This is a genomic window from Siccirubricoccus soli, assembly GCF_024178315.1.
Classification (GTDB): Bacteria; Pseudomonadota; Alphaproteobacteria; order Acetobacterales; family Acetobacteraceae; genus Siccirubricoccus; species Siccirubricoccus soli.
The window spans coordinates 1-24,642 of sequence record NZ_JAMZIK010000086.1; the positions used below are offsets into that span (position 1 = coordinate 1).

Consider the following 24,642-nt stretch of genomic DNA (forward strand, 5'->3'; position numbering starts at 1 on the left):
CCGCCTGCACGACTGGCTGCTGACCCAGCGACGCCGCTTGTCGGGCAAGTCGACCCTGGGCAAGGCGATGCAGTATGCGCTCAATCGGTGGGAGGCTCTCGCGCGCTATCTCGAGGACGGCAGGCTCTCGATCGACAACAACCTCGCCGAGCGGCAGCTGCGAGGGATCGCCCTAACAACGAAGAATTTTCCGTTCCTCGGTTCCGATGCCGAGGGCAAACGCGCGGCCAGCATCTACACCGTCGCTGAGACTGCCACGCTCAACGGCCTCGACCCGGAACCCTACATCGCCGCCGTAATCGACCGCCTTGCTCGCGGCCACACCATCGGCCGCCTCCACGAACTCCCGCCCTGGAACTCCAAGCCCGAGACGCCGCCCGTGGTGACCGGCTGACGCTTACCATACGGCCGGGGTCTACGCCCAGCTGCGCGATCCGCGTCTGGTGCCGCTGAAGGGCATCGAGGGCTGGAACCGCTCGAGCCCGGTCACTGGCCCGACCTATGTCGACGTGAACGAGCGCGGCGTGAAGATCAGGCAAGGCATCGCGCTCTGGACCGTGGCGGTCAGCACCTACAAGCTGGACCTCTACCGCCGGCTCTGGAAGAGCCGCGGCGAAGGCGCCGGCTACCCGCCGGGCTGGGTGCATCTTCCCGACTGGCTGGACGCCAGCCTGGTGAAGCAGCTGGCCGCCGAGCAGCTGGTGACCCATACCACACGCAATGGCTCCGCGCGGAATGAGTGGCGCAAACTGCGTGACAATGAGGCGTTGGAATGTGCGGTCTACGCCCGCGCGGCGCTCGCCGTGCTCGGCGCCGACCGCTACGGCGAGCGGTTCTGGGGCATCATGGCCAGCCAGATCATTGTCCCCAGCGACCAGGCCACTGCCGCACCCGCCTTCCCGCAGTCCTTGATGCGCCGACAGGTAGTGCGCCCGGCGCGGATGCGCCGTTCATCGATGATGGACCGAAGGTGCTGCGGCAGTCCGCCGCCTGATGGAATACCGGGAGTGCAGTTCGCAGGCGAGGTCGCTATCCCTCGAACGCAGCGTGGAGGATGAGGACTGCGTGCAGAACAATGAAAAGGCACGCGGCCGCCAGGCAGTACCGGTGATCCAGGCGGAGCAGCGGACCAACGTCACCTGAACCACCATGCTCCGTACGGATCCGGACCAGCACGGTCACCGCGGTGATCGCCACCACGTACGCAAGCCCCACGATGTGGAGTTTATCAATCAGCGTTGCACCATGTTCGCTCCCAAGCGCGATGCTGGCGGTGCGCATGTTGACCACCAGAGCAAACAGCGAGGCGACGAGCAACGTGATACGGGGCGCGAAGGTCGTGGCGGTGATGGGGACCAGGCAGCCGATGGCACACATGAGAAAGCCCGCGTAGAGCGCCGCTGTCAGCTTCAGGAACCCCGTGTAGTTTGAACGCTCCAGATCCAGCACTGCTCGCAGCTGGCTGAACCGACTCTCCGGGCCGTTCGCCGCAGGGTCACCGAAGCTGGTGGCGTATCGCGCGGCGCCGACATCGACGCGCATGCGCCGAACGCGCCAGCCCTCAATTACGCCATGTGGGTTGTATCCCGAGTTTGCGACATCGGCGTCGTAGGCAAACCTGCTTTCCTCGTCGATGCCTTCTTCGAGATGGATCTCCAATGCGTTACGATCGAAAGGGAAATTCTGCACGTTCCAATGCTCACGGAAGGTGCCGGTGATCTTGCGTTGGCTCCAGGTCACGTCTCCCCGCGGGATAGTGCTGTCCAACCTGACCGCGGCCTGATCTGCATTGGCAAACTCCATGGTTCGCAGGACGTATGCCGACGACGACCCAACGCTCCAGACCCAGAAGCTGGCGCCGAAGGTGCCGCGGAGGAGGTCGAAGCTATGTAGGTCGGTAACGTAGAGGCCAACCTTGTGTCGTACAGGCGGCTCTCCCACCAGACTGTCTTGGGGCAGGTTCTGGCCTCGGGCTTGCCCGACGAGGAGCAGTAGCATCAGGGCAGGGACGGCCGCCGCGAGGCGCCCGGGAGGGAGAGGGTGCACCAGGTGAGTCCTTCTTCAGCTAATGGCGTACAAGCTCCCACGGACCGACGAAACGCGCGAGATGGACCGACTGGCGCCGACGCTCTACGGGATGCGCCGCTCGTCGATAATGGATTGAAAGACGGCAGTGGCGGCTTGGCCTTCGCCTTGCTGCACGCAATCTCTGTCCCGGCTTCGCCGAGGATGTCATCCGATGCGCGCGGAAGGACTCCGATCAGTGCGCCACAACCGATGCTTGGTGACGCTTTGCGCAGTTCGGCAGCAGATGCGCCGGCCGCCCAGCTGGCAACGGCAGCCAGCGGCGTCATTGCCACGGCCGGGCCGCATATCCCGCGGGAGGACGACCAGGACGCGCTACAACGCAGTACTGCGGCCCTGCCCGACGTCCCGGTGTCGGGGAAGCCAGAGGTGCTGATCTATCACCGCCTCGGCTCGGCGGCCGGCCAGCGAGCGGCGGTGCGGATCGCCAGTGAGATGCGCAAAGCAGGCGGCAAGCCGATTAGAATCCGGGCCACGGCGCAGGTACCCTCCACACGGGAACTGCGCTACTTACGGGCGGAGGATGCGGCAGAAGGCAATAAGCTTGCTTCGCAGTTTAAGGGTTGCCGGGGAAACGCCTGGCGCGTTGCAGCCTTAGCGCCAGATGCGGGAAGCCGGAGCTTTGAAATCTGGCTGCCGCATCACTGATGCTGTCGAAGTAGCGCAAGCCAGAATACAGGCAGCTTGCCCTGTCACAGGCAAGGTCGCTCCCGGCCACGTCCTGTGCGGCGGCGATCCGCGACACACCGCAGCACCCACGGGACCTGAGAGACAGCGTCCAACCTGGCCGCCATCCTGCGGGAAAATGTCCGTTGATAGTTCGAGTGGAGAGGCACGCGCCGTCCGTCGGTCGTTCCTGCCAGGCGCTGCGTCACTTCTCCAACAGCAGCCCCACAGGGCGAGTTCCCTCGCCTGCGGCGGGCCACGTCATGGCATCGGCGCGATCCGTCGCAAGCGTCCGGACCGCTGGAATCCGGGTTTACGGCGCTGGTATTTTGCGCCTAGCCTATCGCAAAGGAACCCACACCGGCCGGCAACTCCCGTAACCAGGACCAATGCGGAACACCGCATGGCCGCTGGTTTCGGTCTTGTGCGCTCGCGTGACCGGCGCTGCCGCGGATGGCAGCCGGACGGCCACCGAGGAGCAGGAGGGCGTCATGGCGGACCCATCCACCCTGGTCATTCGCAACGGCACGATCGTCGACGGCACGGGGCGCGCGCCCTTCACCGGCGATGTCGGCATCCGCGGTGGGATCATCACCGAGGTCGGGCGGGTCGCCTGGCGCGGCGACCGCGAGATCGATGCCACCGGCCTGCTGGTGACCCCGGGCTTCATCGATATCCACACCCATTACGACGCCCAGGCCATGTGGTCGAACCGGCTCGACCCCTCCTCCTGGAACGGCGTCACCACCGCGATGATCGGCAATTGCGGCGTCGGCTTCGCGCCCTGCAAGCCCGAGGACCGGGAGATGCTGGTGGCGCTGATGGAAGGCGTCGAGGACATCCCCGAAGTGGTGATGACCGAAGGCCTCGACTGGAATTGGGAGACCTTCCCGCAATTCCTGGACCGGCTGGATGCGCGGCAATTCGACCTCGACATCGTGGCCCAGGTGCCGCACGCCGCGATCCGCGTCTATGTGATGGGCGAGCGCGGCTTCCGGCGCGAACCCTCCACGCCCGAGGAGCGCGCCGAGATGGCGCGGCTGACCGTGGAAGGGATGCAGGCCGGCGCGGTCGGCTTCTCCACCTCCCGCGCCATCGCCCATAAGACGCTGGCCGGCGAGCCGACGCCGACGCTCGGCTCGGCCGAGGAGGAGCTGGCGGTCATCGCCGAGGCGGTCGGCCAGCATGGCGCCGGTTGGCTGCAGGTGATCTCCGATTTCGATGAGCCGGAGGAGGAGTTCGCCCTGCTGCGCCGCGTCGCTGCCCGCAGCAAGGGCCGCGCCATCAGCCTGACCTTCGCGCAGCGGGAGAACGACCCGAAGCGCTACAAGCGGCTGCTGGATCTGCTCGACGAGGCGAACAGCGACGGCGTGCGGATGATCGCCCAGGTCATGGGCCGGCCGATCGCCATCAACCTCGGCTTCGAGCTGTCTATCAACCCCTTCTGCGAGCGGCCGAGCTACAAGGGGATCGCCCACCTGCCCTTCGCCGAGCGGCTGGCGCTTCTCAAAACGCCGGAGATGCGGGCGAAGCTGCTGTCCGAGGTCACCGAGGACCCGATGTTGCGGCGCCGGCTCAACAGCTACGACCGGATGTTCGAGCTCGGCAGCCCGGCGAATTACGAACCCCATCCGGAGGACAGCCTGGCCGGCCGCGCCGCCCGCGCCGGCATTCCGGTCGAGGCGTTCGTCTATGACCTGATGGTCGCCGGCGACGGAAAGACCACGCTCTACCGTCCGGTGACGAACTACGTCGAGGGCAACCTCGATGTCTGCCTGGAGATGATGCGGCACCCGAACACGGTAATGGGCCTCGGCGATGGCGGCGCGCACTACAGCTTCATCTGCGACAGCTCCACGGTGACGCATTCCATCATGCACTGGACGCGGGACCGGACGCGCGGCGAAAAGGTCCCGCTGCCCTGGATGGTGCAGCGACTGACGCGGGATGCGGCGGTTGCGATCGGGCTCGAGGATCGCGGCCTGCTGGCTCCGGGCTACAAGGCGGACCTCAACGTCATCGACTACGACAGGCTGGCGATCGGCCCGCTGGAAGTCGCCTATGACCTGCCGGCCGGCGGCAAGCGGCTGATCCAGAAGATCGAGGGCTACGCCGCCACCATCCTCTCCGGCGTGGTGGTGCAGGAGAATGGCAGGCCGACCGGCACCCTGCCGGGGCGGCTGGTACGCGGTGTGCAAAAGGCTCCTGAAGTGGTGCGTATCGCCGCGGAGTGACACCTTGGGCGGGCCGTGTGTCCGCCCGTTCCTACCTGCCGGAGACTACGACCATGGCCTTCACCGACGCCACGCGGCGCGGCCTGCTGCGCGCTGGCGCCAGCCTGCCGCTATCCGCCGCGCTGATCCGCGAAAGCCGCGCCCAGGCCGGCGGCACCTTGACCGTCGCGCTGCCGACCACTCCGACCTCCTGCGACCCGGTCAACCCGCCCGACCATGACTGGATGATCGTCACCCAGAACATCTTCGAGAACCTGGTCGAGTACGACATCGACGGCGTACTGCGGCCGCAGCTTGCCAAGGCGCTGCCCACCGTCTCCGAGGACGGGCTGACCTACGCCTTCGAGCTGCACGAGGGCATCAAGTTCCACAATGGCCAGCCGCTCACCTCGGAGGATGTTAAGTACAGCTTCGAATGGATGCTGGACCCCGCCAACAAGGCGGCGCGCGGCCCCACCTTCAACCGCCTCTCCCATGTCGAAGTGGACAGCCCGACGAAGCTGCGGGTGATCCTGAAGGAGCCATTCTCCCCCTGGCTGACCATGCTGACAAAATTCATGGGCATCTGGCCCAAGGGTTCGCGCGAGCAGTACGGCCCCGACCATTTCCGCCGCCACCCGACCGGTGTCGGCACCGGCCCCGGCCTCTTCGAGGAGTGGAAACCGAACGATTATATCAGCTTCCGCCGCAACCCGAACTACTGGCAGCCGGGCAAGCCGGCATGGGAGCGCCTCATCATCAAGCAGGTGCCGGAGGATACCTCTCGTGTCGCCTATCTGTTGAGCAGTCAGGCCGATATCATCAGCGTCCCGCCGCCGCGCGATTACGCCCGCCTCAAGACGCGACGCGGCATTCAGGGCAATGCCAGGGCGACGCTCGGCGGCTGGAGCTTCATCGCCCTCAATAATGCGCGGCCGCCCTTCGACGACGTGAATTTCCGCCGCGCCATCGCCCACGCCATCGACCGCAAGACCATCAATGAGCGGATCTACCACGGCATGGTGGAGACCACCGCGGTCCCCGCTCCCCGCTCCTCCTGGTGGTTCAACCCGGCGGCGGATGCGGTGCTGGACTACAACCTCGACAAGGCACGAGACTACCTGAAGAAGTCGAAATACCCGAACGGGGCGAGCTTTGAGCTCGCCTGCGCCTCCGTTCCCTACCTGCTGGACAGCCGCGATGCGGCGATCTTCCTGCAATCGGAGCTGGCCAAGATCGGCGTCGAGGTGAAGATCCGCCTCGCCGAACAATCCGTGCTGTCGCCGATGCTGAGTCGCGGCGAGCTGGATGCGCTGGTGGCGAACTTCATGTCCCCCGGCGATCCTACCTACATGATCATGGTCTATCTGACCGCCGGGCAGTTCATGTCCAAATCCTCCTCCTTCACCGATGCAAGGCTGGACGAGTTGATGAAGCTGGCTTTCCGGGAGAATGAGCAGGAGCCGATGAAGCCGCATCTGCACGAGATGCAGATGCTGTTGGCGGAGAAGTCGCCATTCATCTGGCTCGGCTTCTTCAGCGCCGCCAATCTGTGGCGTGATCGGGTTAAGAACTTCAAAGTCAGCACCGGACAGACCGTCATGGTGCGCGATGTGAGCCTCGGCTGATGCTGGTCCTCATTCTCCGCCGCGCAGGCTTCTCGCTCTTCTCCCTCCTCGTCGTCAGCCTGATTCTCTTTGCCCTCACTCGCTCCATCCCGGACAGCCCGGCGCGGATCGTTCTCGGCGACGAGGCGACCGAGGAGCAGATCGCGCAATTCGAGGCCGATCACGGCCTCGACCGGCCAGTGCTGGTGCAGTACCTCGCCTGGCTGGAGCGGCTGGTGCTGCACGGCGATCTCGGCCGCTCCTTCACCACGCGGCTCGACATGAACGCCCAGGTGACCGAGACGCTGCCAGTCACGCTGGAGCTGGTCTGCATCGGCTTCGTGGTGGCGCTGACCATCTCTCTGGTGCTGGGCACGCTCTCGGCGCTCTGGCGCGACAGTCCAGTGGACTACGCGGCGCGGCTGCTCGCGGTGCTCGGTGTCTCCATCCCCGGCTTCTGGCCGGCGCTGGTGCTGGTGCTCGCCCTGACGGTGGAGAGAGACTGGTTCCCACCTGGTGGCTTCGTCCCACTCGGCGAGGGGCTCGCCGAACATCTCCGCTCAATCGCCTTGCCATGCCTTTGCCTCAGTGTCTTCTATATGGCGGTGCTGACGCGCATGACCCGCTCCTCGCTGCTGGAGGTTCTGGGCCAGGACTACATGCGCACGGCACGCGCCGCCGGTCTGTCCCGCCCGCGCGTGCTGCTCTACGGACTGCGCAACGCGCTGGTGCCGGTCGTTACCATCGCCGGCGTCTCCTTCGGCCACATGTTCGGCTTGGCACTGATTATCGAGCGGGTTTTCAATATCGGCGGCATGTCCCGGGCCTTGCTGACCGCCATCCAGCAGCGCGACTACGCGCTGGTGCAGGCGGTGGTGATGATGTTCACCATTATCTTCGTCGTGGCGAACCTGATCGCGGATCTGCTGAACGCTTGGCTCAACCCGCGCCTAGCCGCGCGCGCCGCATGAGCGTCACTCTCACCCATGACGGTGCCTGGCGCCGCGGCATGGATCGGCTGCGCAGGATCGTCGCCGCCTGCGGCGGCCCGGCCGGTTGCCTCGGCGCCGCCATCGTGCTGGCGCTGCTGGTCCTGGCGGTATTCGCCACCTGGATCGCGCCTCATGATCCGCTCCGCGTCAGCCTGCCCGACCAGCTGCTGGAGCCGGGCGGCGACTTCCCCTTCGGCACCGATCAGTCCGGGCGGGACGTGCTGAGCCGCGTCATCTGGGCCAGCCGCGCCTCGCTCGCGGTCGCCGGCGTCGCGGTGCTGATCGGCCTGGCCCTCGGTGTCACCCTAGGCTTATCCGCCGGCTTCTTTCGCGGCGGCTGGGCGGAGCAGGCGATCATGCGGCTGCTTGACGCGGTCGCCGCCATCCCGGTGCTGATCTGGGCCATCGCCCTGGTCGGCATCTTCGGTATCCGCGAGATCGAGATCGGTCCCTTCACCTTCGGGAACGAGGTAAAGCTGATGCTCATGCTCGGTTTGCTTTACGTGCCGACCCTGGCGCGCATCACCTACACCTCCGCGGCCAGCGAGTCCCAGGCCAATTACGTCGCGGCGCGACGGTTGCAGGGGGTGCCGGGCTGGCGCATTATGCTCTCCGACGTGCTGCCCAACTGCCTGTCCCCGGTCATTGTGCAGGCCACACTGATGCTGGCGCTCGGCATCATCATCGAGGCCTCGGTGAGTTTCGTCGGCCTCGGCGTGCAGCCGCCGACACCCTCCTGGGGCAACATGCTGGCGGATGCGCGAAACTACCTGCTTTCCGGCGAATGGTGGCTCTCCGTCTTCCCCGGCGCCGCAATCTCGGTGACGGTCATCGGCTTCAATCTGCTGGGCGACGGGCTGCGCGACCGGCTCGACCCGCGCCACGCCCTGCCGACGGTGGCGGGATGAGCCCGCGAGACGATCTGGGCGTGTCCGATATGGCGCCAATCCCTGTTGTAGGACGCGGCGCACCGGGCAAGCCGCTCCTCGAGATCGAGGGGCTGCACATCGCCTTCGGTGCACGCGACCGCTGGTTTGAGGCGGTGCGTGGCGTCGATCTCCGCATCCATGCCGGGGAGGTGGTGGGCGTGGTCGGCGAGAGCGGCTCGGGCAAGAGCCTCACGGCGCTTGCCATCATGCGCCTGCTGCCGCGTGGTGCCCGCATCTCAAGCGGCCGCATGCGCTTCGCCGGTACCGACCTGCTGGCGCTCGACGAGCGTGGCATGAATCGGCTGCGCGGCAGCGCCATGGGGATGATCTTCCAGGATCCGCTGACCGCGCTGAACCCTGCCCTGCCGGTCGGCCACCAGATCGCCGACAGCATCCGCACCCATCAGGGTCTCGGCCGCGCTGCCGCGCTGGCACGGGCGGAGGCGCTGCTGGACCTGGTCGGCATCGCCCGGCCGCGCGAACGCCTGCGCGCCTTCCCGCACGAGCTTTCGGGCGGCATGCGGCAGCGGGTGATGACCGCGCTGGCCGTCGCCAACGACCCGCGACTGCTGATCGCCGACGAGCCGACCACCGCCCTCGATGTCACCGTGCAGGCCCAGGTGATGGCGATGCTCGACCGCATCCGGCGTGAGCTCGGCATCGCCGTGCTGTTCATCAGCCACAACCTGGAGCTGGTCGCCGAGGTCTGCGACCGCGTCGCCGTCATGTATGCCGGCCGGGTGGTGGAAGGCGCCGTGGTGGAGGCGCTGTTCGAAGCCCCCCGCCACCCCTACACGCGGCAGCTGCTACGCTGCATTCCGCGCCTCAATGACGAGACCGGCCCGATGCCTACCATCCCCGGCCTGCCGCCGCGGCTCGGCGCCATTCCCGGCGGCTGCCCCTTCGCGCCGCGCTGCGATGCCGCCTTTGCCCGCTGCACGGCGGAGGCGCCCGATATCTGGCGCCGGGGCGACCACATGGCGCGCTGCTGGGAGGCGCTGCGATGAGCCCGCTCGATGACCGGAGTGGCGAAAGGCATGGAGGCCTGGATCGGCCGCACCAAGGCGCAGCGCCGCTGCTCGAACTCCGGGACATCCGCAAGGAGTATGCCCTGCGCCAGGGCCTGCTCGCGCGGCTCACTGGCCGGGCCGAGCGGGTCGCCGCGGTCGATGACGTCTCGCTCGCCATCCAGCCGGGGGAGGTGTTCGGCCTGGTCGGCGAGAGCGGCTGCGGCAAATCCACCCTCTCGCAGATCGCCGTCGGCCTGCTGGCGCCAAGCTCTGGCCAGGTGCTCTACCGCGGCGCCGATATCGCCGCGCTGCGGGGCGAGGCGCGGCAGGCGTATCGCCGCGGCGTGCAGATGGTGTTCCAGGACACCCATTCGTCACTCAATCCGCGCAAGCGCATCCGCCGTGCCCTGGCCGAGGCGCTGGCCGCCAGCGGCCAACCGCGCGCCGCCATCCCGGCGAAGCTGCTGGCGCTGATGGACCAGGTCGGGCTGGATGCGGTGATGCTGGACCGCCTGCCACATGAGCTCTCCGGCGGCCAGCGCCAGCGCGTCGGCATCGCCCGGGCCCTGGCGATGGACCCGGCGCTGCTGGTGGCGGATGAGCCGGTCTCCTCGCTCGACGTCTCGCTGCAGGGCCAGATCGTCAACCTGCTGCGCGAGCTGAATGCACGGCTCGGCCTGACCATCGTGCTGGTGAGCCACGATCTGGCGGTGGTCGCCCGTATCTGCCAACGGATCGCGGTGATGCAGGCCGGGCAGATCGTCGAGGAGGGCCCGCCTGCCCGCGTGCTGTTCGCGCCGGAGCACCCCTATACCCGCACCCTGATCGCCGCCGTGCCGCGCGGCCTCGCCGGCCGGCGGTCCACGCGTGAAGTTGCGCCGGCCGAAGCTTAAAGCGTGATCGCTTGAGATGTGACCACCGAGAAGCGTGAATCACGCGGCAAAACAAAAGGCCAAATCCGGATGCGTGAACGAATGTGAACGAATCCGGATCTAGCCTCGGCTCCACGTTAGCGCCGCCAGGGCCGTCGCCGCCTGCGGCCCGGCCAGGATCGATGGAGATCAGGTGCGTTGCGGTCTCGGCGGGGGCATTTTAGCTGTAGGTCCTTGCGTACCGTCAGCCGGAAGCGGCCGTCGAGGCCGGTCTCCAGCGCGCTGATGCAGACCTCGCCATCGCCCTGCACGCCATGGCCGTCGCCGGCGTAGAACAAACGCACCCTCGGTGGAGACCGGCAGGTAGAGCGTGGTGCCGGGCTTCAGCTCCATATTTTCCATGTTGCCGCCGAAGGCGCGCGGGATGTTGGTGCTGCAGGCGCCCCATTCCGGCGGCGGCGCGATGTCGATTACGCCGAAGAGGGGGGCCAGCGGCAGCTCCGCCCCCAAGGGCAGCACGCAGGCTCCGCGCTCGCGGTCGATCCGAGGATGGATGGTCTCGTAATCGGTGAACTCCTCCGGCAAAGTACCGAGCAGCGGCAGGATGGTGGTGAAGCCCCCGTCCATGTTCCGGGTCGCTTCCAGGATATCCACCTGCAGCGTGTCGCCCCGCGAGGCGCCGCGGACAAAGACCGGCCCGGTGACGAAATGCGCCCCAGGCCCTTGCTTCAGCGTCTCGATCGCTTGGCGGTAGAGCTCCGGTACCTGCGACCGGTCGGCGGGCAGGCTGGGGGTGCCGCCGGCCGGCACGCAGGCCATGGCGACGGTGTCGCCGGAGTCGATCTCGATCACCGGCCGGATCGCCGCGTCGAGCGTGCCCTAGATCATGCTCTCGGGGTTGGCGGGAATCGCGTGGTGCTTCGGCATGCGCTCCTCGAGCTGATGGCGGCGATTGCTACCCGGCGTCGACCAGAGCATGCGCATCCTGCTCCGACCAAACCAGCGTCGCCGTGTCGCCGGGCTGCACCGGGCCGGCGTAGAACACATCGTCCGGCACCAGCACAGAGGCATCGCGGCCGTCCTCGACCGACAGTGCGATCCGCACGCTGGGCCCCTGGTATTCCACCGCGGCGACGCGCGCCGGCAGGTGCGGCCCCGCCGTCGAATCGCCGAGCCGGCAGCGGTCGGCGCGCACAGCGATCATCCCGCCCGGCCCCTGCAGCACGTTGTGGCCGCCGATGAAGCGCGCGACGAAGGCGCTGACCGGGCGCTCGAAGACCTCGCGCGGCGGGCCGGCCTGGCGGATGTGACCGTCCTCCATCACCACCATCAGGTCGGCCAGCGCCATCGCCTCGTCCTGGCTGTGAGTGACATGGATGAAGGTGATGCTGAGCTCGCGCTGCAGCCGCTTCAGCTCCTCCCGCACCCGCGTGCGGAGGAAGGGGTCAAGGGCCGAGAGCGGCTCGTCCAGCAGCAGCACCCGCGGTTCCGTCACCAGGGACCGCGCCAGTGCCACGCGCTGCTGCTGGCCGCCGGAAAGCTGCGCCGGCAGCCGGTTGGCGAAGCCCTCCATCTGCACCAGAGCGAGGTACTCGCGCGCCTTGGCATGGCGCTGCGCCTTCGGCATGCCGCGCGCCTTCAGGCTGAAGGCGACGTTGTCCAGGCAATCGAGATGCGGGAACAGCGCGTAGGACTGGAACATCATCGCGGTGCCGCGCTCGGCCGGCGGCAGGTCGGTGACGTTGACGTCGTGGATCAGCACGTCGCCTTCCGAGATCACTTCATGCCCGGCGATCATCCTGAGGGTGCTGGTCTTGCCGCAGCCGCTGGGGCCGAGCAGACAGCAATAACTGGCCGGCGGGATGCGCAGCGAGATGCCATCCACGGCGGTGGTCGCGCCGTAGCGCTTGGTGACCTTCACCAGCTCCACATCGAAGCGGCGCGGCAGGCGCTGGGGGGTGATGTCCATGCGGAGGGGCTCCTCAGGCCAGCCGGGAGCGGGTGGCGCGGCGGCGCTGCATCCGCAGGATCACGGCCAGGGTGGTGCAAATGACCAGGAAGGACACCGCGGTGGTAATCGTGCCGATGGCAAACAGCGCCGGCGAGGTGGCGCTCGAGATCAGCGCATAGATCTCGAGCGGCAGGGTATTGCGGTTGCCGGCCACCAGCGTGGTGCGGGCGTATTCGTCGTAGCTGAGGGTGAAGGAGCCCATAGCGACGCCAAGGATGCCGGGCATCAGGATCGGCAGCGTCACCCAGCGCAGTCGCTGCCAAGCGCTGGCGCCGAGATCGGTCGCCGCTTCCTCGTAGGTGCGGTTGAAGCGGTTGAACACGGCGAACATGGCGAACAGGCCGAATGGCAGCGTCCAGGTCAGCTGCGCCGCCAGCGCGGAGGTGAAGAGATCGGCCTGCCAGTCGAACAGCTTGAACCCCAACCCGATGCCGAAGCCGACCAGCAGGCTGGGCATCACCAGACTGGCGACGGCCAGGTAGAACAGCGCGGCGGAGCCCGGGAAGCGGCGGCGGAAGCCGAGCCCGGCGGAGACCGTGACCACCACGGTGATGATACTGACGATGGTGGCCAGCGCCATGGAACGGCCGAAGGCCACCGGGATATTGGCCATCTGCCCGGGTTTCAGAATCTCGGCGAACCAATAGGTGCTGGTGCCGACCATGGGGAAGGTGACGCCGCCATCCGGCCCCTGGAAGGAGAGCAGGTAGATCACCGCCATCGGGCCATAGAGGAACAGCAGGAACACCGCCATCAGCGTGGCCAGGGCATAGAAGGTCCAGGGCCGCTTCTCCCGCGGGTCGCGCGCCGTCACCGCACCAGCTCCTTGCGCACATCCACCACGCGCATCATGCCGCCGACCATCACGGCAACGAACAGCACCAGGATCATCGCGCTGGCGGCCGCGGGTGGGTACTGCATCGCCTGGATCTCGGTGGCGAGCTGGGAGACAATGGAGGCGCTCTGTCCGCCGCTCATCGCCTTCACCACGAAGAAGTCGCCCATCACCTGGGTGAAGACCAGGATGGAGCCGAGCGCGATGCCGGTCTTCGACAGCGGGATCACCACATCCACCATGGTGCGCCAGCGGCTGGCCCCGGCATCGCGCGCTGCCTCCAGCAATGCGGGGTCGATCTTCGCTAGCGAATTGGCGATGGGACCGATCATCAGCAGGGTGAACAGGTGGATATAGGTGACGCAAACCGCAAAGGGCGAGAACAGCAGGAATTCCAGCGGCTGGTCGATCAGCTTCACCCCTTGCAGCATCTGGTTGAAGACGCCGTTGCGGCCGAGGAAGGGGATCCAGGCGATGGTGCGGATGATGCCTGAGGTCCAGAACGGGATGGCGCAGGCCAGGAACAGCATGGTCCGCACCGCCCGGCTGCGGACGTGGAAGACCAGGAAGTAGGCGATGTTGAAGCCGAGGAAGAGCGTGATGCCCCAGACGATGAAGGCGAATTTCAACGAGCTGAGATAGACCCTGAGCGTCGCCGGCGTGGTCAGCAACTCCTTGTAGTTGTCCAGCAGGAAGTCCGGGTAGATGCCCACGCGGTCGTAGTCGTAGAAGCTGACGACGAGGAAGATCACCGTCGGCAGGGCGAAAAAGGTCACCAGGATGATCGCCAGCGGGCTGACCTGCAGCCAGGACGTGGCGCGCGGCGAAGGCCGCCAGCGGCGGCCACGGCTGCGCGGGGCGATCCTCGCTGTCGCCTCGGCCGTCGACGACATCAGGCGACCTGCAGCAGGGCTTCGCGGCAGCGCATCAGCGGCAGCACGCGGGTGCCGAACTGCTCCATGCCGATGACGAAGTCGTCGAAGGTCATCATCACCCCCGTCACCCCGGGCACCGTCGCCATCTCATCCAGCAGCCGCGCCACCTTGGCGTAGGAGCCGCAGAGCACGCCCTGGTTGGTCGGCAGCTTGTTCTCGGTCAGGTAGCGGCGGCGGTTCGGCCCGGCGAAGGGGTCCTTGCTCGGGTCATCGCTGGACTGGCTGTCGCGCCAGGCGATCGCCTCGTGGTCGGTGCCGGCGACGTAGTGCTGCCACTTCGCCTCGGCGGCGGCGTCGGTCTCGTCGGCGATGATCATGGTCAGCACCAGCGCGCCGCATTCGCGCCCCGTCAGCTCGGTGGCCTTCACCAACCGGGCGACGCTGGGGGCGACGGCGCTTGGCGTGTTGAAGCCGTAGCCGGCGCAGAAATTATAGTCGGCATGCTCCGCGGCGTAGCGGGTGCCGGCATCGCTCTGCGCCGCGCAGATGATGGGGATGGGCTTCTCCGGCATCGGCAGCAGGCGGCAATCCTCCATCTGGAAGAACTCTCCCTTGAAGTCGGAAACGCCGGTGCTCCACAGCTCCTTCATCACCTGCACGTATTCGGTGCAGTACTCGTAGCGTCGCGCGTAGTGCGAGGACCCGGGCCACAGCCCCATCTGGGTGTATTCGGCCCGCTGCCAGCCGGTGATGAGGTTCACCCCGAAGCGGCCATGGCTGATGCTGTCCACCGTGACCGCCATCCGCGCGGCGACCGCCGGTGGGATGGTCAGCACGGCGCAGGTGGCGAAGAGCTGGATGCGCTCGGTCACCGCGGCCAGCCCGGCCATCAGGGTGAAGCTTTCCAGGTTGTAGTCCCAGAAGCCACTGGGCCCGCCGAAGCCGCGCAGCTTGATCATGGACAGCGCGAAGTCGAAGCCGAACCGCTCCGCCTTCTCGACGATGGTGCGGTTCAGGTCGAAGCTTGGCTTGTATTGCGGTGAGGTGGTGGAGATCAGCCAACCATTGTTGCCGATCGGGATGAAGACGCCGAGCTGCATGGCATGCCTCCTACGAGGTGATGAACTCGTTCCATTTGCGGGTGAGGTAGCGATCCTCATCCATCACCGAATTCCACACGGCGATGTTGCCCATGCGCTGCTCGAAGCTGCCGCCATCGCGCACCTCGCCGGGGCGGATGGACGGCTTGCCGAAGGGGTCGGGCAGCACTTCCGCGGCGGGCTTGCCGTCGTACCAGTAGTCCCATTCCGCCGAGGTCAGGAACTTCCTCACGTTCTCCGGTTGCGTCGAGTAATAGCCCTGCCGGGCGATGACCGCGCCCTGGAAGCCGGAGCCATACCAGTTGGCGTATTCGATGGCGCAGTCGCGCTTCAGCCCGGTGAGGTGCTTCATCATGCCGAGCGTGTAGCCCCAGCCGCGATAGCCCTCCTTCAAGGGCTGGAAGATGCAGGGGATGCCGCGGGTGCGTACCGCCGAGACCGCCGGCGACCACATCGACTGGATCACCACCTCCCCCGAGGCCATCAGGTTCACCGACTGGTCGAAGGTGGTCCAGAAGGAGCGGAACTGGCCGCTGCGCTTGATGTCCATCATGATCGCCATGGTCCGGTCGATCTCGGCCCGGGTCATATTGCCCTTGTTGCCGTATTTGACGCCGCCGCGCGCCTCCACCGCCATCGCCACGTCGATGGTGCCAACCGCCGGCTGGTCCTGCAGCGCGGCGCGGCCCTTGAAGGCGGGGTCAAGCAGGTCGGCCCAGCTGGTGATCGGCCGGCCGGTGAGGTCGGGGCGGATGCCCAGCGTATCCGCGTTGGTCACCGAGGGGACACCGGTGAGCCATTCGGTCTCGCCAGGGGCGAAGGCCTTGGCTTCCGCGTCGGTCAGGTACAGCACGCCATAAGGCGCCACGCCCTCGGTGGAGGCCACACGGCCATCCGGGTAGCGGCCCTTGGTGAACAGCGGGATGGTGACATCCCAGTGCTGCATCTTGCTGCGCGGAATGCCCTGCAACACGTTGCGGCCGACCAGGTACTTCATGAAGGTGATGCTGACATCGGCGACGTCGATGGCGCTCGACTGCGACAGGAAGCGGTTGAGCAGGTCCGCGTTCTCGCTGGCCTGCATGCGCACGGTGAAGCCGAGATCCTTGGTCGCCTGGTCGGCGATGAGGCCGATGGCGGTGACCGGTGGGCCGGCATGCTGCAGCACCACGTCGCGGATGTTCTGCGCCCAGATGGTGGGGAAGCCGCCGAGCGTGCCGGAGCCGGCGGCGGCACCGAGTGCGGCCTTGAGGACGCCGCGTCGGCCATGACCTGCGGGCGGATCGATCGGCTTCGACATTGTGCCTCCTGACTGTTGCGGCGCTCGTCGCCGCGCTGGGCAGCAGCTCGGCGACGGCCGTGGAGCTGGTCGAGCAGGTGCCGTTGGGTAGGAGCCTAACCTCTCTCTCTCTCAGATGGCCCGCGATGATCTGCGGAAAGAAAAGGCAAAATCGCGCGCCGCGACGAGAATTGGCTAAATCACCATCATTTTGCGCGAATAAATGCCAGCAATCTGCCCAATCTATGCATGATTGCGCTGTCGTTGCATCGTGCAGTGCCTGCATCCGAGGGGCATCGTTGCCTGCATCGCGTTCGGGAACGATGCCCGGTCGATCCCGGCGGCCACGCCGCGATGCGCGCCAGCCTTCAGGCTGAACCGGATGGTGCCGCGGATGGGCGTTAAGGCGGTGAATGCCTTCGATGATCACGCGGCGAGGCTTCGGCCAACGCGAAGCGGTCATTTCCCACTGCGTGGTGTGGGAGCGCAGCTCCAGGGTGGACTGGGCCGCTTGGTCAGGCGGCCACGGCAGGCAGGCAGGCTGACGGCGGCGTTATCGCTGATGGCGCCGATGGTCTCCAGGGTCATGTAGCGGGCGCGCTGGGTGGCTCACTAATCGGATTGCTCGAGCAAATGGCGCCGATCAGCCGGATGGTGGTGGCTTCATTCGGGAATATGCCGACCACGTCGGGGCAGCGCTTGATCTCGCCGTTGAGTCGCTCGATCGGGTTGGTGCTGTGCAACTTGGTCCGGTGGGCCGGGGAAGTGCATATAGGCCAGCACCTCCTCCTGGGCGGTGTCCATTAGGGCGGCAAGCTTGGGCACCTTGGGGCAGACCTGATCGGCCACCCCTGCGCCATTGCTCATGGGCGGCTGGGTCATCCTCCTGGGCATCGAACAGAGCCGCTGGTACTACCGCTCTCGTCCTATCGATCGCTGCGACACTGCCCCTGGCCACCGCCGCTTCGGCGGCGGTGCGGTTCTCTAAGGCCCGGACTTGGTCTTCACTCAGCGCCGGATGTAGACCTGTGTCAGGTCCTGGTACCAGCTCTTCGCCTGGAAAAATCCTCGCACCTCCGGCCGTAGGGCACGCGGGTTCACGTCGTGCACAACCCAAAGCCAGTAGGCGTTGTCCACGACATGCTCGTGAATCCGCGCAACGATCCTGTCGCGCTCAGCGGTATCGAAAGTGCTTGAAGCTTGATCGAGCAGCGCCTGAAGCTTCTCGTCGCAGACTCCGGCCCAGTTCATCCCGTGCGGTGGTGCCGCCTCGCAGCTGAAGTGACGGGCGAAGGCATCGAAGGGCGTCGAGGTGCCCATGCTGTTGTTCAGCGCGTGCACGGACCGCGCGCTGGGGTCAAGTGGCCCCTTGCTGCGCTGGCCGCGCATGGCGTTCCATTCCACGACCTCGAAGCTGAGGTCCACGCCCACTTCCCGCAGGTTCTGCTGCACGAACTCATTCATTGGCAGCGGCTGCATCTGGCCGGAGCCGGAGGCGGAGATCATGAATTTGACGCGCAGCGGATTGCCTGGCCCATAGCCCGCTTCCGCCAGCAACCGCCGCGCTGCAGCGGGGTCATATCGGACCTCGAATTTCGGCTTGCCGAACCAGGGGCTGTCGGGGAGGACCATGCCGCGGGCCGGCTCGGCCATCCCACCGAGGAGTTCGACCATCTCCTCGCGGTTGATCGCCAGGTTCAACGCTTGGCGAACCCGCACATCGGACAATGGCGTGTTCTCGCCGGACTGCCGCAGGATGTAAGGCCATACATGAGGATAGGGGTTGGTCTTAATGACCATCCCCGCGGAGCGCAGACGCGGGACGCCATCGGGCGGCGGCGCTTCAATGAAGTTGACCTGGTTGGTCAGCAGCGCGGCGACGCGGATGTTAGCGTCCGGGATCGGCAGCAGCAGTAGACGATCCAGTTTCGGTCGGCGGGATTGATCCCAGTAGTCGTCGTTGCGCACCAGCACGGCGCGTTGTCGCGGCACAATTTCCTGCACGCGGAAGGGGCCGGTACCGGAAGGCTGGCGGCTGAACCCGTCCCATCCGCCGAGCTTCTGCCATTGAGCTGGGCTTGAGATGTGCAGGAATACCACTTGGTCCGGCATGGAGGCATCGGGTGCCGTACTGCCGATGGCAATCTTGAAGTCGTCGATTTTGCGCCAGGTCTTCACGCTCGGAATGCGGAAGGACAGCGTCATGTTCTGTTGCGGATCGTACTGCGGCGCGTCGCGCTTCAGCAGCTTCTCGATATTCCAGATCACCGCGTCGGCATTGAAGGGCGATCCGTCGTGGAACTTCACGCCACGGCGCAGTTCGAAGATCCACTCCTTCGAATCTTCCGGGCTTGGATAGTAGCGTTCCGCCAACGCAGGAACGATTTCGGGGATCGACTGCTCCTGGTTCAGGTTCCAGTAGACGAGCGAGTCGTAGATGGTGAACCCCATCCAACGAATGCCCTCACCGCCCTGATCCGGCGCACCGCGCGTGGTCGGGATGTCGGCCAGGGTCATGCCGATGCGCAATTCACCTCCGGAGGCCGCCTGTGCCGAAGCCGAAGCCGCGAAGGCCCCGGCGGCCAGCGCGGCGCCAAGCCCCAGAGCGTCTCGACGTGTCGGATCATTCATTGACGTTGCTTTCCCTGTCATACGGCTTGGCCAACCCTGGGTCGCGCGCTTGGTGCTGCGTTGCCACCAGACGCCGGCGGAGCCGGGAGGACCGAGTGTGGGTCCTGACATTTCCTCGGGAACGGACGCATTCGTGCAGACGGTCCCTCGTGCCGTCCGGTGCTGCACGCCCTTCAGATCCCGCGGTATCCCGTGAAGCGGAACACGTTGGACGGATCCCCTGCAAAGCCACGCGGCGTGCGCAGCCGGCCGGCCATGGCCTCGACATAGGGCGCCGCCGCGCAAAGCAGCTCGAACTGACGTTCGTCGAGCGTCAGCCCCGCCCGGCGCGCGACGAGCGCAATACCGTCACGCTCAGCGGCCGGAATCTCCGCCGGCGTCGGCTCAGGCATCGGCGGCAGTGCCGTGGAGGAGGATGTCGCCTGGTCGAGGGCTGGCCGCCGCCCGCGCCAGGGCGTCGCACGCTCATAGGCGTCGGCGATGCGCAGCACGGTCGCGTCGGCGAAGGGGCGGCCGATCACCTGCATGGAGAGCGGCAGCCCCTCAGCACTGAAGCCGATGCACTGCGCGAGTGCCGGGCCGCCGAGCACGTTGAAGGGCGTGGTCAGCGACGCCTTCTGCCAGAACTGGATCGTCCGCCAGGTATCAAGCAGGGGCGCGGGGCCCGGGCCGGCAGTGATCAGCGCATCGTAGCGTGCCCAGAGCGGCTTCACCTCTGCCACCATGGCGCGCCGCTCGCGCTGGGAGTTCACGTAATCTTCGGCGCGAATCAACACGGCGGCGAGGGATCGGCCAAGGAAATCGTCGCCGAACAGTCCGGGATGAGCCCGCAGCGCCGCCTCATGCACTGCGTAGAGCTCGCTCTCGGCGCCGATTATCTTCACATCAGCGTAGTCCTGCGCTGGGCGAATGCGCACCTCCTCCACCTCGGCGCCGAGGCCGCGAAGGACATCCAGCGCCGCCTCCATCGCCTGCCGCACCACCGGGGGCACTGGCACCTCCACCTCGAACTGGTGGCGCAGCAGGCCGATGCGCAGGCCGCGGATGTCGCCGGTCAGGGCGGCAAGGTAGTCCGGTACCGGCCGTGACGCGCTGGCGGGGTCGAGTGGGTCATGGCCGGCGAGCGACTGCAGCATCAGCGCGCAATCCTCGACGGTCCAGGTCATCGGGCCGGCATGGTCGAAGGAAAAGCTGTTGGTCCAGATGCCTCGCCTGCTGATGAGCCCATAAGTCGGTTTCAGCCCGACCAAGCCGCAAAGCGCCGCGGGATTGCGGATGGACCCGCCGGTGTCGGAGCCGAGCGCGCCCATGGCGAGCCCCGCCGCCACCGCCGCGCCGGAGCCGGATGACGACCCCCCGGTGAAGCGATCGCGGTCCCACGGGTTGCGCGCCGGCGGCCAGGGCAGGTCGAAGCTTGGTCCGCCGTGCGCGAACTCATGCGTGGCGAGCTTGCCGAGCAGCACGGCACCTGCCGCATTCAGCCGCGCCACCGTGTCGGCATCCTCGGTAGGCACGAAGTCCTGCGCACTGCGCGAATGGCCGGTCGTCCGGATGCCTGCCGTGCAGTAGATGTCCTTCAGCGCATAGGGGATGCCGTGCAGCGGGCCGCGGTGATTGCCAGCCATGATGTCACTCTCGGCCCGGCGCGCCTGGTCCAGCGCCTGTTCCGCGGCCACCAGCAGATAGGCATTGAGCTGCGGATCGACCGCCTCGATCCGTGCCAGGAAGGCACGGGTCAGCTCAACCGGCGAAAGCTTCCGCGCCGCGATGAAGCGCGCGGCCTCGGCAATCGTCAGGTGGTAGAGCGCGGCGGGGGCGGTGTCGGGCATTTCGGTCATTCCCCGTCGAAGGCGAAGGTGGTGGCAAGCTCGGCGCCGAAGGGCAGGGTGCGCGGTATGGCGGCGCCCATAGCCTCTACATGTGGTATCGCCTCGCAGGCCTGGGCGAATTGCCGCGCGTCTAGCGGCAGGGCAGCCTGTGTAGCGAGCGTCGCATAGGTTGCTCGTGTCGCTTCCGGCGGCGGCGGTGCGGCCTGGTCCACGGGCGTGTCGCGCACGGGTGTGGCAGGCACTGCTGGGCGCCGCGCGCGCCAGGACGTCGCCGCCTCATAGGCATGGCCGATACGGAACACGGTCGCCTCGTCGAAGACCCTGCCGGCGATCTGCATGGAAAGCGGCAGGCCATTGGCGGAGAAGCCGTTGCACAGCGAGAGCGCAGGCAGCTGCGACACGTTAAACGGGTTGGTCAGCGGCGGTGACGCGAAATTCGCCTCCGCCCGCATCGCCGCCATCTCCGGCGCCTCGCCCCATGTGGAGGCCGTGATGAGTGCATCCACATCAAGCAGGGCGTCGAACATTCCCTGCGCGAGGATGCGCTGCTGCCGCAGTGCCTGCACGTAGTCGGTGGCAGGAACGAAGGCGCCCGGCATGATGCGATAGCGGAAGACCTCGCCGTAGTCGCCGGGATGTTCGCGCAGCCGGTCACCGTGAATGGAGAAGGACTCCGACAGGGTAATAAGCCGCATGCAGGATTGGTACTCGGCGAGTGGCCGCAGCGTGACCTCGCGCACCTCGGCGCCGAGGGATCGCAATACCTCCGCTGTGGTGTCCATCGCGGCGACAACCTCAGCGGTGGCCCTGCCCTCGGTCTCGTACCAGTGGCGGACCAGGCCGATGCGGAGGCCTCTCACACCTTGTCGCAGGGAAGCGCCATAGTCTGGCACCGGCACCTCAGCACTCGCCGGGTCGAGCGGATCATGGCCGGCGATGGCCTGCAACATGATGGCGCAGTCCTCCACCGTCCAGGCGAGCGGGCCGGCATTGTCGAGCGTGAAGGATAGCGGCAGCACGCCGCGCTTGCTGACCCGGCCATAGGTCGGCTTGATGCCCGCCGTGCCGCAGAAAGCGGCAGGCAGGCGGATGGAGCCGCCGGTATCGGAACCCATTGCGCCGGGCACCAGGCCTGCTGCAACCGCAGCGCCCGAGCCGGAGGATGAACCACCCGGGAAGCGCGTGAGGTCCCACGGGTTGCGCGCGGGTGGCCAGGGAAGATCCCAGGAAGGGCCGCCGGTTGCGAATTCATGCGTCGCCAGCTTGCCGAGCAGCACGCCACCCGCCTCGCGCAACCGCGCCACCACGGGCGCGTCGTCGGCCGGGATGTGGTCCCTGCAGCGCGCGGAATGGCCGGTGGTGGCAATGCCGCCTGTTTCGTAGATGTCCTTCAGCGCGTAGGGCACGCCGTGTAGCGGGCCGCGGTGGCGGCCGGCCATGACCTCCGCTTCGGCCTGCCGCGCTGCAGCCAAGGCGAGGTCCGCCGTCACGGCGATGAAGCTGTTCAATGCCCCGTCGACCGAAGCGATCCGGTCGAGGAATGCGCCGGTGAGGTCCACCGGCGAGAGGTCGCGTGCGGCGATACGCTGCGCCGCCTCGGCTATGGTGAGATAGTGCAGGTCGTTCACACCCGGTTCTCCGGCGAATGGTCATTGTCGCAGGCGGGTGCCTGGGCAACCCCTTGCGTGATGCGCAGGCCGATCCCCGAACCCGCTCGCGTGGACGTCCGGGTTGGGCGCATTGTGGTGGCAATGGGGATGGCGAAGCCGCGGCGGGGCAGCGCTGGGGTTGCGGACGACGGTCCGATCATGGACGAACGCCTACGCAACGATAAGCCGGACGGGCCGCTTCGGCATCGGGCCTGCGGCTCCGATCACCTACCCCGCCTGCAACGACGGTATCTGTTGACTGGCAGCGCATCCACTCTCCTTGGGTTTCGGGCCCTAGGCGGCGCGCTGGCGTACTCCCGGCAGTGCAATCTTCCCAAAACTGTGCAGGAGCGGTTCACGCGCGTCAACACCGGCTGGGCGTGAGGCAGGGGGATCGCTTGAAGGTCAGAGAGTGGTTCTGGTGATGAGTGAGCGGAGATAGTCGTGGTTCCAGACGGCGGCCTTGCGTCGGCTCTTGCGCCTGTCTTCTCCGGCGGTGCTGCGGATGAGGTTCATGGCCATGCGTTTGATGGCGGCCATGTTTTTAGGTTCGTGGTTGGTTCGAAGGCGCATCGGGTCGTCGTGGAAGTCGACGTCGAGCACCCAGTGCAGGCGGTTCTCGATACCCCAATGACGACGACGCGCCACCTGCGTCGCATGGCTGCAGAGATGCAGGCTAGGCTCACCGCGAGCCCCAGCAACACCCTCTACCTCTGGGCTCCGGATGACCTGCGCGGCGCCGCCCTCGACGCCTGGATGGCGCGGCAGCAGGAAACCGCCGGTGTTGACCATGTGGTGGTCTACCGCTGGGCCGGGGTGACGCCGCCAGACCATGGGGAGCAGCTCCGCCCCGTTGGCCGCGCGAAGCGGATCCTGCAGTGATGGCGCCGATGAGCGCCCCCGCGCGCCGCCCTCGCGCGCCGCCGCCAGCGGAGACGCCCGTGGTGACGATCCCCGCCGTCATCGCGGCCAACCCCGAGGCCTGCGAGGCCTTCATGGGCGCGGCGCGCCGCTGGCATGCGCCGGGGATGCGCCCCCTCTTCGTGATCGGCCGCCTCCCCGTCGATCCAGAAACAGCAGGAGGCAAGCAGCCATGAGCGACACCGCCGCATTTCCCGTGCCCGCGCCGCTGCCCGAGGACGCCACGCCGGAGATGATCGACGCCCGAATCGCCGAAACCAACCGATGGTTCGGCGACCCGAAGCACCCCTTCAACAGCTCGTTCTCCTGGGAGCGGCAGCCCTTCGTCGCAGCTCGCAACGCCGCGTTCCAGGCCAAGCACCCCTCCGCGCCCGGCGACACGCCCGCGCAGTCCCAGGGAGCGGCGCTGAACGGCTTGGTCGGGCTGGTGGTATCCGAGGAGCACCTTGCCGCCTTCGGGCCGCGGGAGGGGCTGGACGGAGCGGTGGCGGTGGTGCGCCAGATGGCCGGCTCGGTGGGGATGGACCAGGCCGGCCTCGACACCGCGCTGCGGGACGCCGTGAGATGGCAGGCGACGCCCCCAGAGGTGCGCCAGGCCACGGTGAAGGAAGCCACAGCCCAGCTTCAGCGGATCTGGGGCGGGGAGTTCCAAGCCAACGTGGACCGGATCGCCCGCTTCCTCGACGCCAAGGGCGGCCGGGACCTGGCGGACGAGGCCGGCATGACCTCCACCAGCCTCGGCATGATGCAGCTCCTCGCCCTGGCCCAGCGCAACGGGTTCTAATATCTTTGCGCAGCCGACAAGGGGCAAAGGACATGATGGACGATTCGGAGTTTCAGCGGATGGCCGACCGCCTGGCTGAGATACGAGCGAAGATGTCGGCCGCTGCAACCGGCGGCAGCTCCGTCGGTATGCGCGATCTAGCCAACGCCATCGCCGGCTTAGCCGCGGAGATGATCGCTTTGGGCCAGCACCTGAAGGGCACGCCCGACAAGTAGCGCCGCGGTCGGCGCCACAGACGCCCCGACACCCACAGTTCCTGGCACGTCAGGAGCTGCGGGCACGACTCCACGAAGCAGCGGAAGCAATCAGTGATCGACCCGAAGCGCGATGGCACAAGTGTGGGGCAAATCGTGG

General features: G+C 67.0%; 23 protein-coding genes and 2 pseudogenes. 13 read left to right on the plus strand and 12 right to left on the minus strand.

The features are described from left to right. Positions 1-394 (plus strand): IS66 family transposase (locus tag NJ376_RS13985; RefSeq protein WP_252953891.1); only part of this gene is annotated, 394 nt, incomplete at its 5' end. Between the two features lie 19 nt (positions 395-413). Beyond that, positions 414-1,058: pseudogene (locus NJ376_RS13990) on the plus strand (terminase gpA endonuclease subunit); the annotation flags it as partial. Here the strand turns inward: NJ376_RS13990 and NJ376_RS13995 are convergent. Further along, positions 1,030-1,998: a ligand-gated ion channel gene (locus NJ376_RS13995; protein WP_252953893.1), complete on the minus strand. Its 969-nt coding sequence runs from the start codon at positions 1,996-1,998 to the stop codon at positions 1,030-1,032. The pseudogene NJ376_RS13990 and the gene NJ376_RS13995 sit on opposite strands and share 29 nt — an antisense overlap. A gap of 456 nt (positions 1,999-2,454) precedes the next feature. On the opposite strand from NJ376_RS13995, the gene NJ376_RS14000 reads away from it, so the two are divergent. The 7 genes from NJ376_RS14000 to NJ376_RS14030 all read left to right on the plus strand — a co-directional run bounded on the left by NJ376_RS14000 (position 2,455) and on the right by NJ376_RS14030 (position 10,395). Next, positions 2,455-2,733 (plus strand): hypothetical protein, encoded by a 279-nt coding sequence (locus NJ376_RS14000; protein WP_252953894.1) that lies wholly within the window; start codon positions 2,455-2,457, stop codon positions 2,731-2,733. Positions 2,734-3,242: 509 nt separating this feature from the next. Then, a complete protein-coding gene (locus NJ376_RS14005; protein WP_252953895.1) occupies positions 3,243-4,985 on the plus strand; it encodes an N-acyl-D-amino-acid deacylase family protein in 1,743 nt (580 codons plus the stop codon). 53 nt (positions 4,986-5,038) lie between these two features. Continuing rightward, positions 5,039-6,592, plus strand: coding sequence for an ABC transporter substrate-binding protein (locus tag NJ376_RS14010; RefSeq protein ID WP_252953896.1), 1,554 nt, complete (start codon positions 5,039-5,041; stop codon positions 6,590-6,592). Further along, positions 6,592-7,542 carry an ABC transporter permease gene (locus NJ376_RS14015; protein WP_252953897.1) on the plus strand — a complete coding sequence of 317 codons (951 nt, stop codon included), beginning with the start codon at positions 6,592-6,594 and terminating at the stop codon, positions 7,540-7,542. Before NJ376_RS14010 ends, NJ376_RS14015 begins: the two co-directional genes overlap by 1 nt. Then, entirely contained in the window at positions 7,539-8,471 is a 933-nt protein-coding gene (locus NJ376_RS14020) for an ABC transporter permease (RefSeq protein ID WP_252953898.1), read from the plus strand. Before NJ376_RS14015 ends, NJ376_RS14020 begins: the two co-directional genes overlap by 4 nt. Positions 8,472-8,500: 29 nt before the next feature. Further along, positions 8,501-9,499 carry an ABC transporter ATP-binding protein gene (locus NJ376_RS14025; RefSeq protein ID WP_252953899.1) on the plus strand — a complete coding sequence of 333 codons (999 nt, stop codon included), beginning with the start codon at positions 8,501-8,503 and terminating at the stop codon, positions 9,497-9,499. Continuing rightward, positions 9,496-10,395, plus strand: a complete 900-nt coding sequence (locus tag NJ376_RS14030) for an ATP-binding cassette domain-containing protein (protein WP_252953900.1) — start codon at positions 9,496-9,498, stop codon at positions 10,393-10,395. Before NJ376_RS14025 ends, NJ376_RS14030 begins: the two co-directional genes overlap by 4 nt. Positions 10,396-10,563: 168 nt before the next feature. Here NJ376_RS14030 and NJ376_RS14035 read toward each other — a convergent pair whose 3' ends face one another. The 11 genes and pseudogenes from NJ376_RS14035 to NJ376_RS14085 form a co-directional block, all read right to left on the minus strand. After that, positions 10,564-11,226, minus strand: coding sequence for an acetamidase/formamidase family protein (locus NJ376_RS14035; RefSeq protein ID WP_252953901.1), 663 nt, complete (start codon positions 11,224-11,226; stop codon positions 10,564-10,566). Between the two features lie 103 nt (positions 11,227-11,329). Beyond that, positions 11,330-12,343, minus strand: coding sequence for an ABC transporter ATP-binding protein (locus NJ376_RS14040; protein ID WP_252953902.1), 1,014 nt, complete (start codon positions 12,341-12,343; stop codon positions 11,330-11,332). A 13-nt stretch (positions 12,344-12,356) separates the two neighbouring features. Continuing rightward, entirely contained in the window at positions 12,357-13,199 is an 843-nt protein-coding gene (locus NJ376_RS14045; protein WP_252953903.1) for an ABC transporter permease, read from the minus strand. Further along, entirely contained in the window at positions 13,196-14,113 is a 918-nt protein-coding gene (locus NJ376_RS14050; RefSeq protein ID WP_252953905.1) for an ABC transporter permease, read from the minus strand. The genes NJ376_RS14045 and NJ376_RS14050 overlap by 4 nt, the downstream gene beginning before the upstream one ends. Beyond that, the gene (gene rutA, locus NJ376_RS14055) at positions 14,113-15,195 is read right to left on the minus strand and encodes a pyrimidine utilization protein A (RefSeq protein WP_252953906.1); all 1,083 of its coding nucleotides are present in this window, start codon (positions 15,193-15,195) and stop codon (positions 14,113-14,115) included. The genes NJ376_RS14050 and rutA overlap by 1 nt, the downstream gene beginning before the upstream one ends. A gap of 10 nt (positions 15,196-15,205) precedes the next feature. Next, complete coding sequence (locus tag NJ376_RS14060; protein ID WP_252953907.1) at positions 15,206-16,495, minus strand: ABC transporter substrate-binding protein; 1,290 nt, start codon at positions 16,493-16,495, stop codon at positions 15,206-15,208. A gap of 438 nt (positions 16,496-16,933) precedes the next feature. Further along, a pseudogene (locus NJ376_RS14065) lies at positions 16,934-17,366 on the minus strand (transposase); the annotation flags it as partial. A gap of 116 nt (positions 17,367-17,482) precedes the next feature. After that, complete coding sequence (locus NJ376_RS14070) at positions 17,483-19,105, minus strand: ABC transporter substrate-binding protein (RefSeq protein ID WP_252953908.1); 1,623 nt, start codon at positions 19,103-19,105, stop codon at positions 17,483-17,485. A 173-nt stretch (positions 19,106-19,278) separates the two neighbouring features. Then, a complete protein-coding gene (locus NJ376_RS14075) occupies positions 19,279-20,934 on the minus strand; it encodes an amidase (RefSeq protein ID WP_252953909.1) in 1,656 nt (551 codons plus the stop codon). Positions 20,935-20,939: 5 nt separating this feature from the next. Beyond that, positions 20,940-22,562, minus strand: a complete 1,623-nt coding sequence (locus NJ376_RS14080) for an amidase (protein ID WP_252953910.1) — start codon at positions 22,560-22,562, stop codon at positions 20,940-20,942. A gap of 426 nt (positions 22,563-22,988) precedes the next feature. Next, on the minus strand, positions 22,989-23,231 hold the full coding sequence (locus tag NJ376_RS14085; protein WP_252953911.1) for a hypothetical protein: 243 nt from the start codon (positions 23,229-23,231) through the stop codon (positions 22,989-22,991). Between the two features lie 21 nt (positions 23,232-23,252). On the opposite strand from NJ376_RS14085, the gene NJ376_RS14090 reads away from it, so the two are divergent. Genes NJ376_RS14090 through NJ376_RS14105 form a run of 4 tightly spaced genes read left to right on the plus strand, consistent with a single transcriptional unit; the run spans position 23,253 to position 24,503 of the window. After that, complete coding sequence (locus NJ376_RS14090; protein ID WP_252953913.1) at positions 23,253-23,465, plus strand: hypothetical protein; 213 nt, start codon at positions 23,253-23,255, stop codon at positions 23,463-23,465. A 59-nt stretch (positions 23,466-23,524) separates the two neighbouring features. Continuing rightward, positions 23,525-23,680, plus strand: a complete 156-nt coding sequence (locus tag NJ376_RS14095; RefSeq protein ID WP_252953914.1) for a hypothetical protein — start codon at positions 23,525-23,527, stop codon at positions 23,678-23,680. Then, on the plus strand, positions 23,677-24,288 hold the full coding sequence (locus NJ376_RS14100; RefSeq protein WP_252953915.1) for a hypothetical protein: 612 nt from the start codon (positions 23,677-23,679) through the stop codon (positions 24,286-24,288). Before NJ376_RS14095 ends, NJ376_RS14100 begins: the two co-directional genes overlap by 4 nt. Before the next feature lie 32 nt (positions 24,289-24,320). After that, a complete protein-coding gene (locus tag NJ376_RS14105; protein ID WP_252953916.1) occupies positions 24,321-24,503 on the plus strand; it encodes a hypothetical protein in 183 nt (60 codons plus the stop codon). The last annotated feature ends 139 nt before the right edge of the window (positions 24,504-24,642 follow it).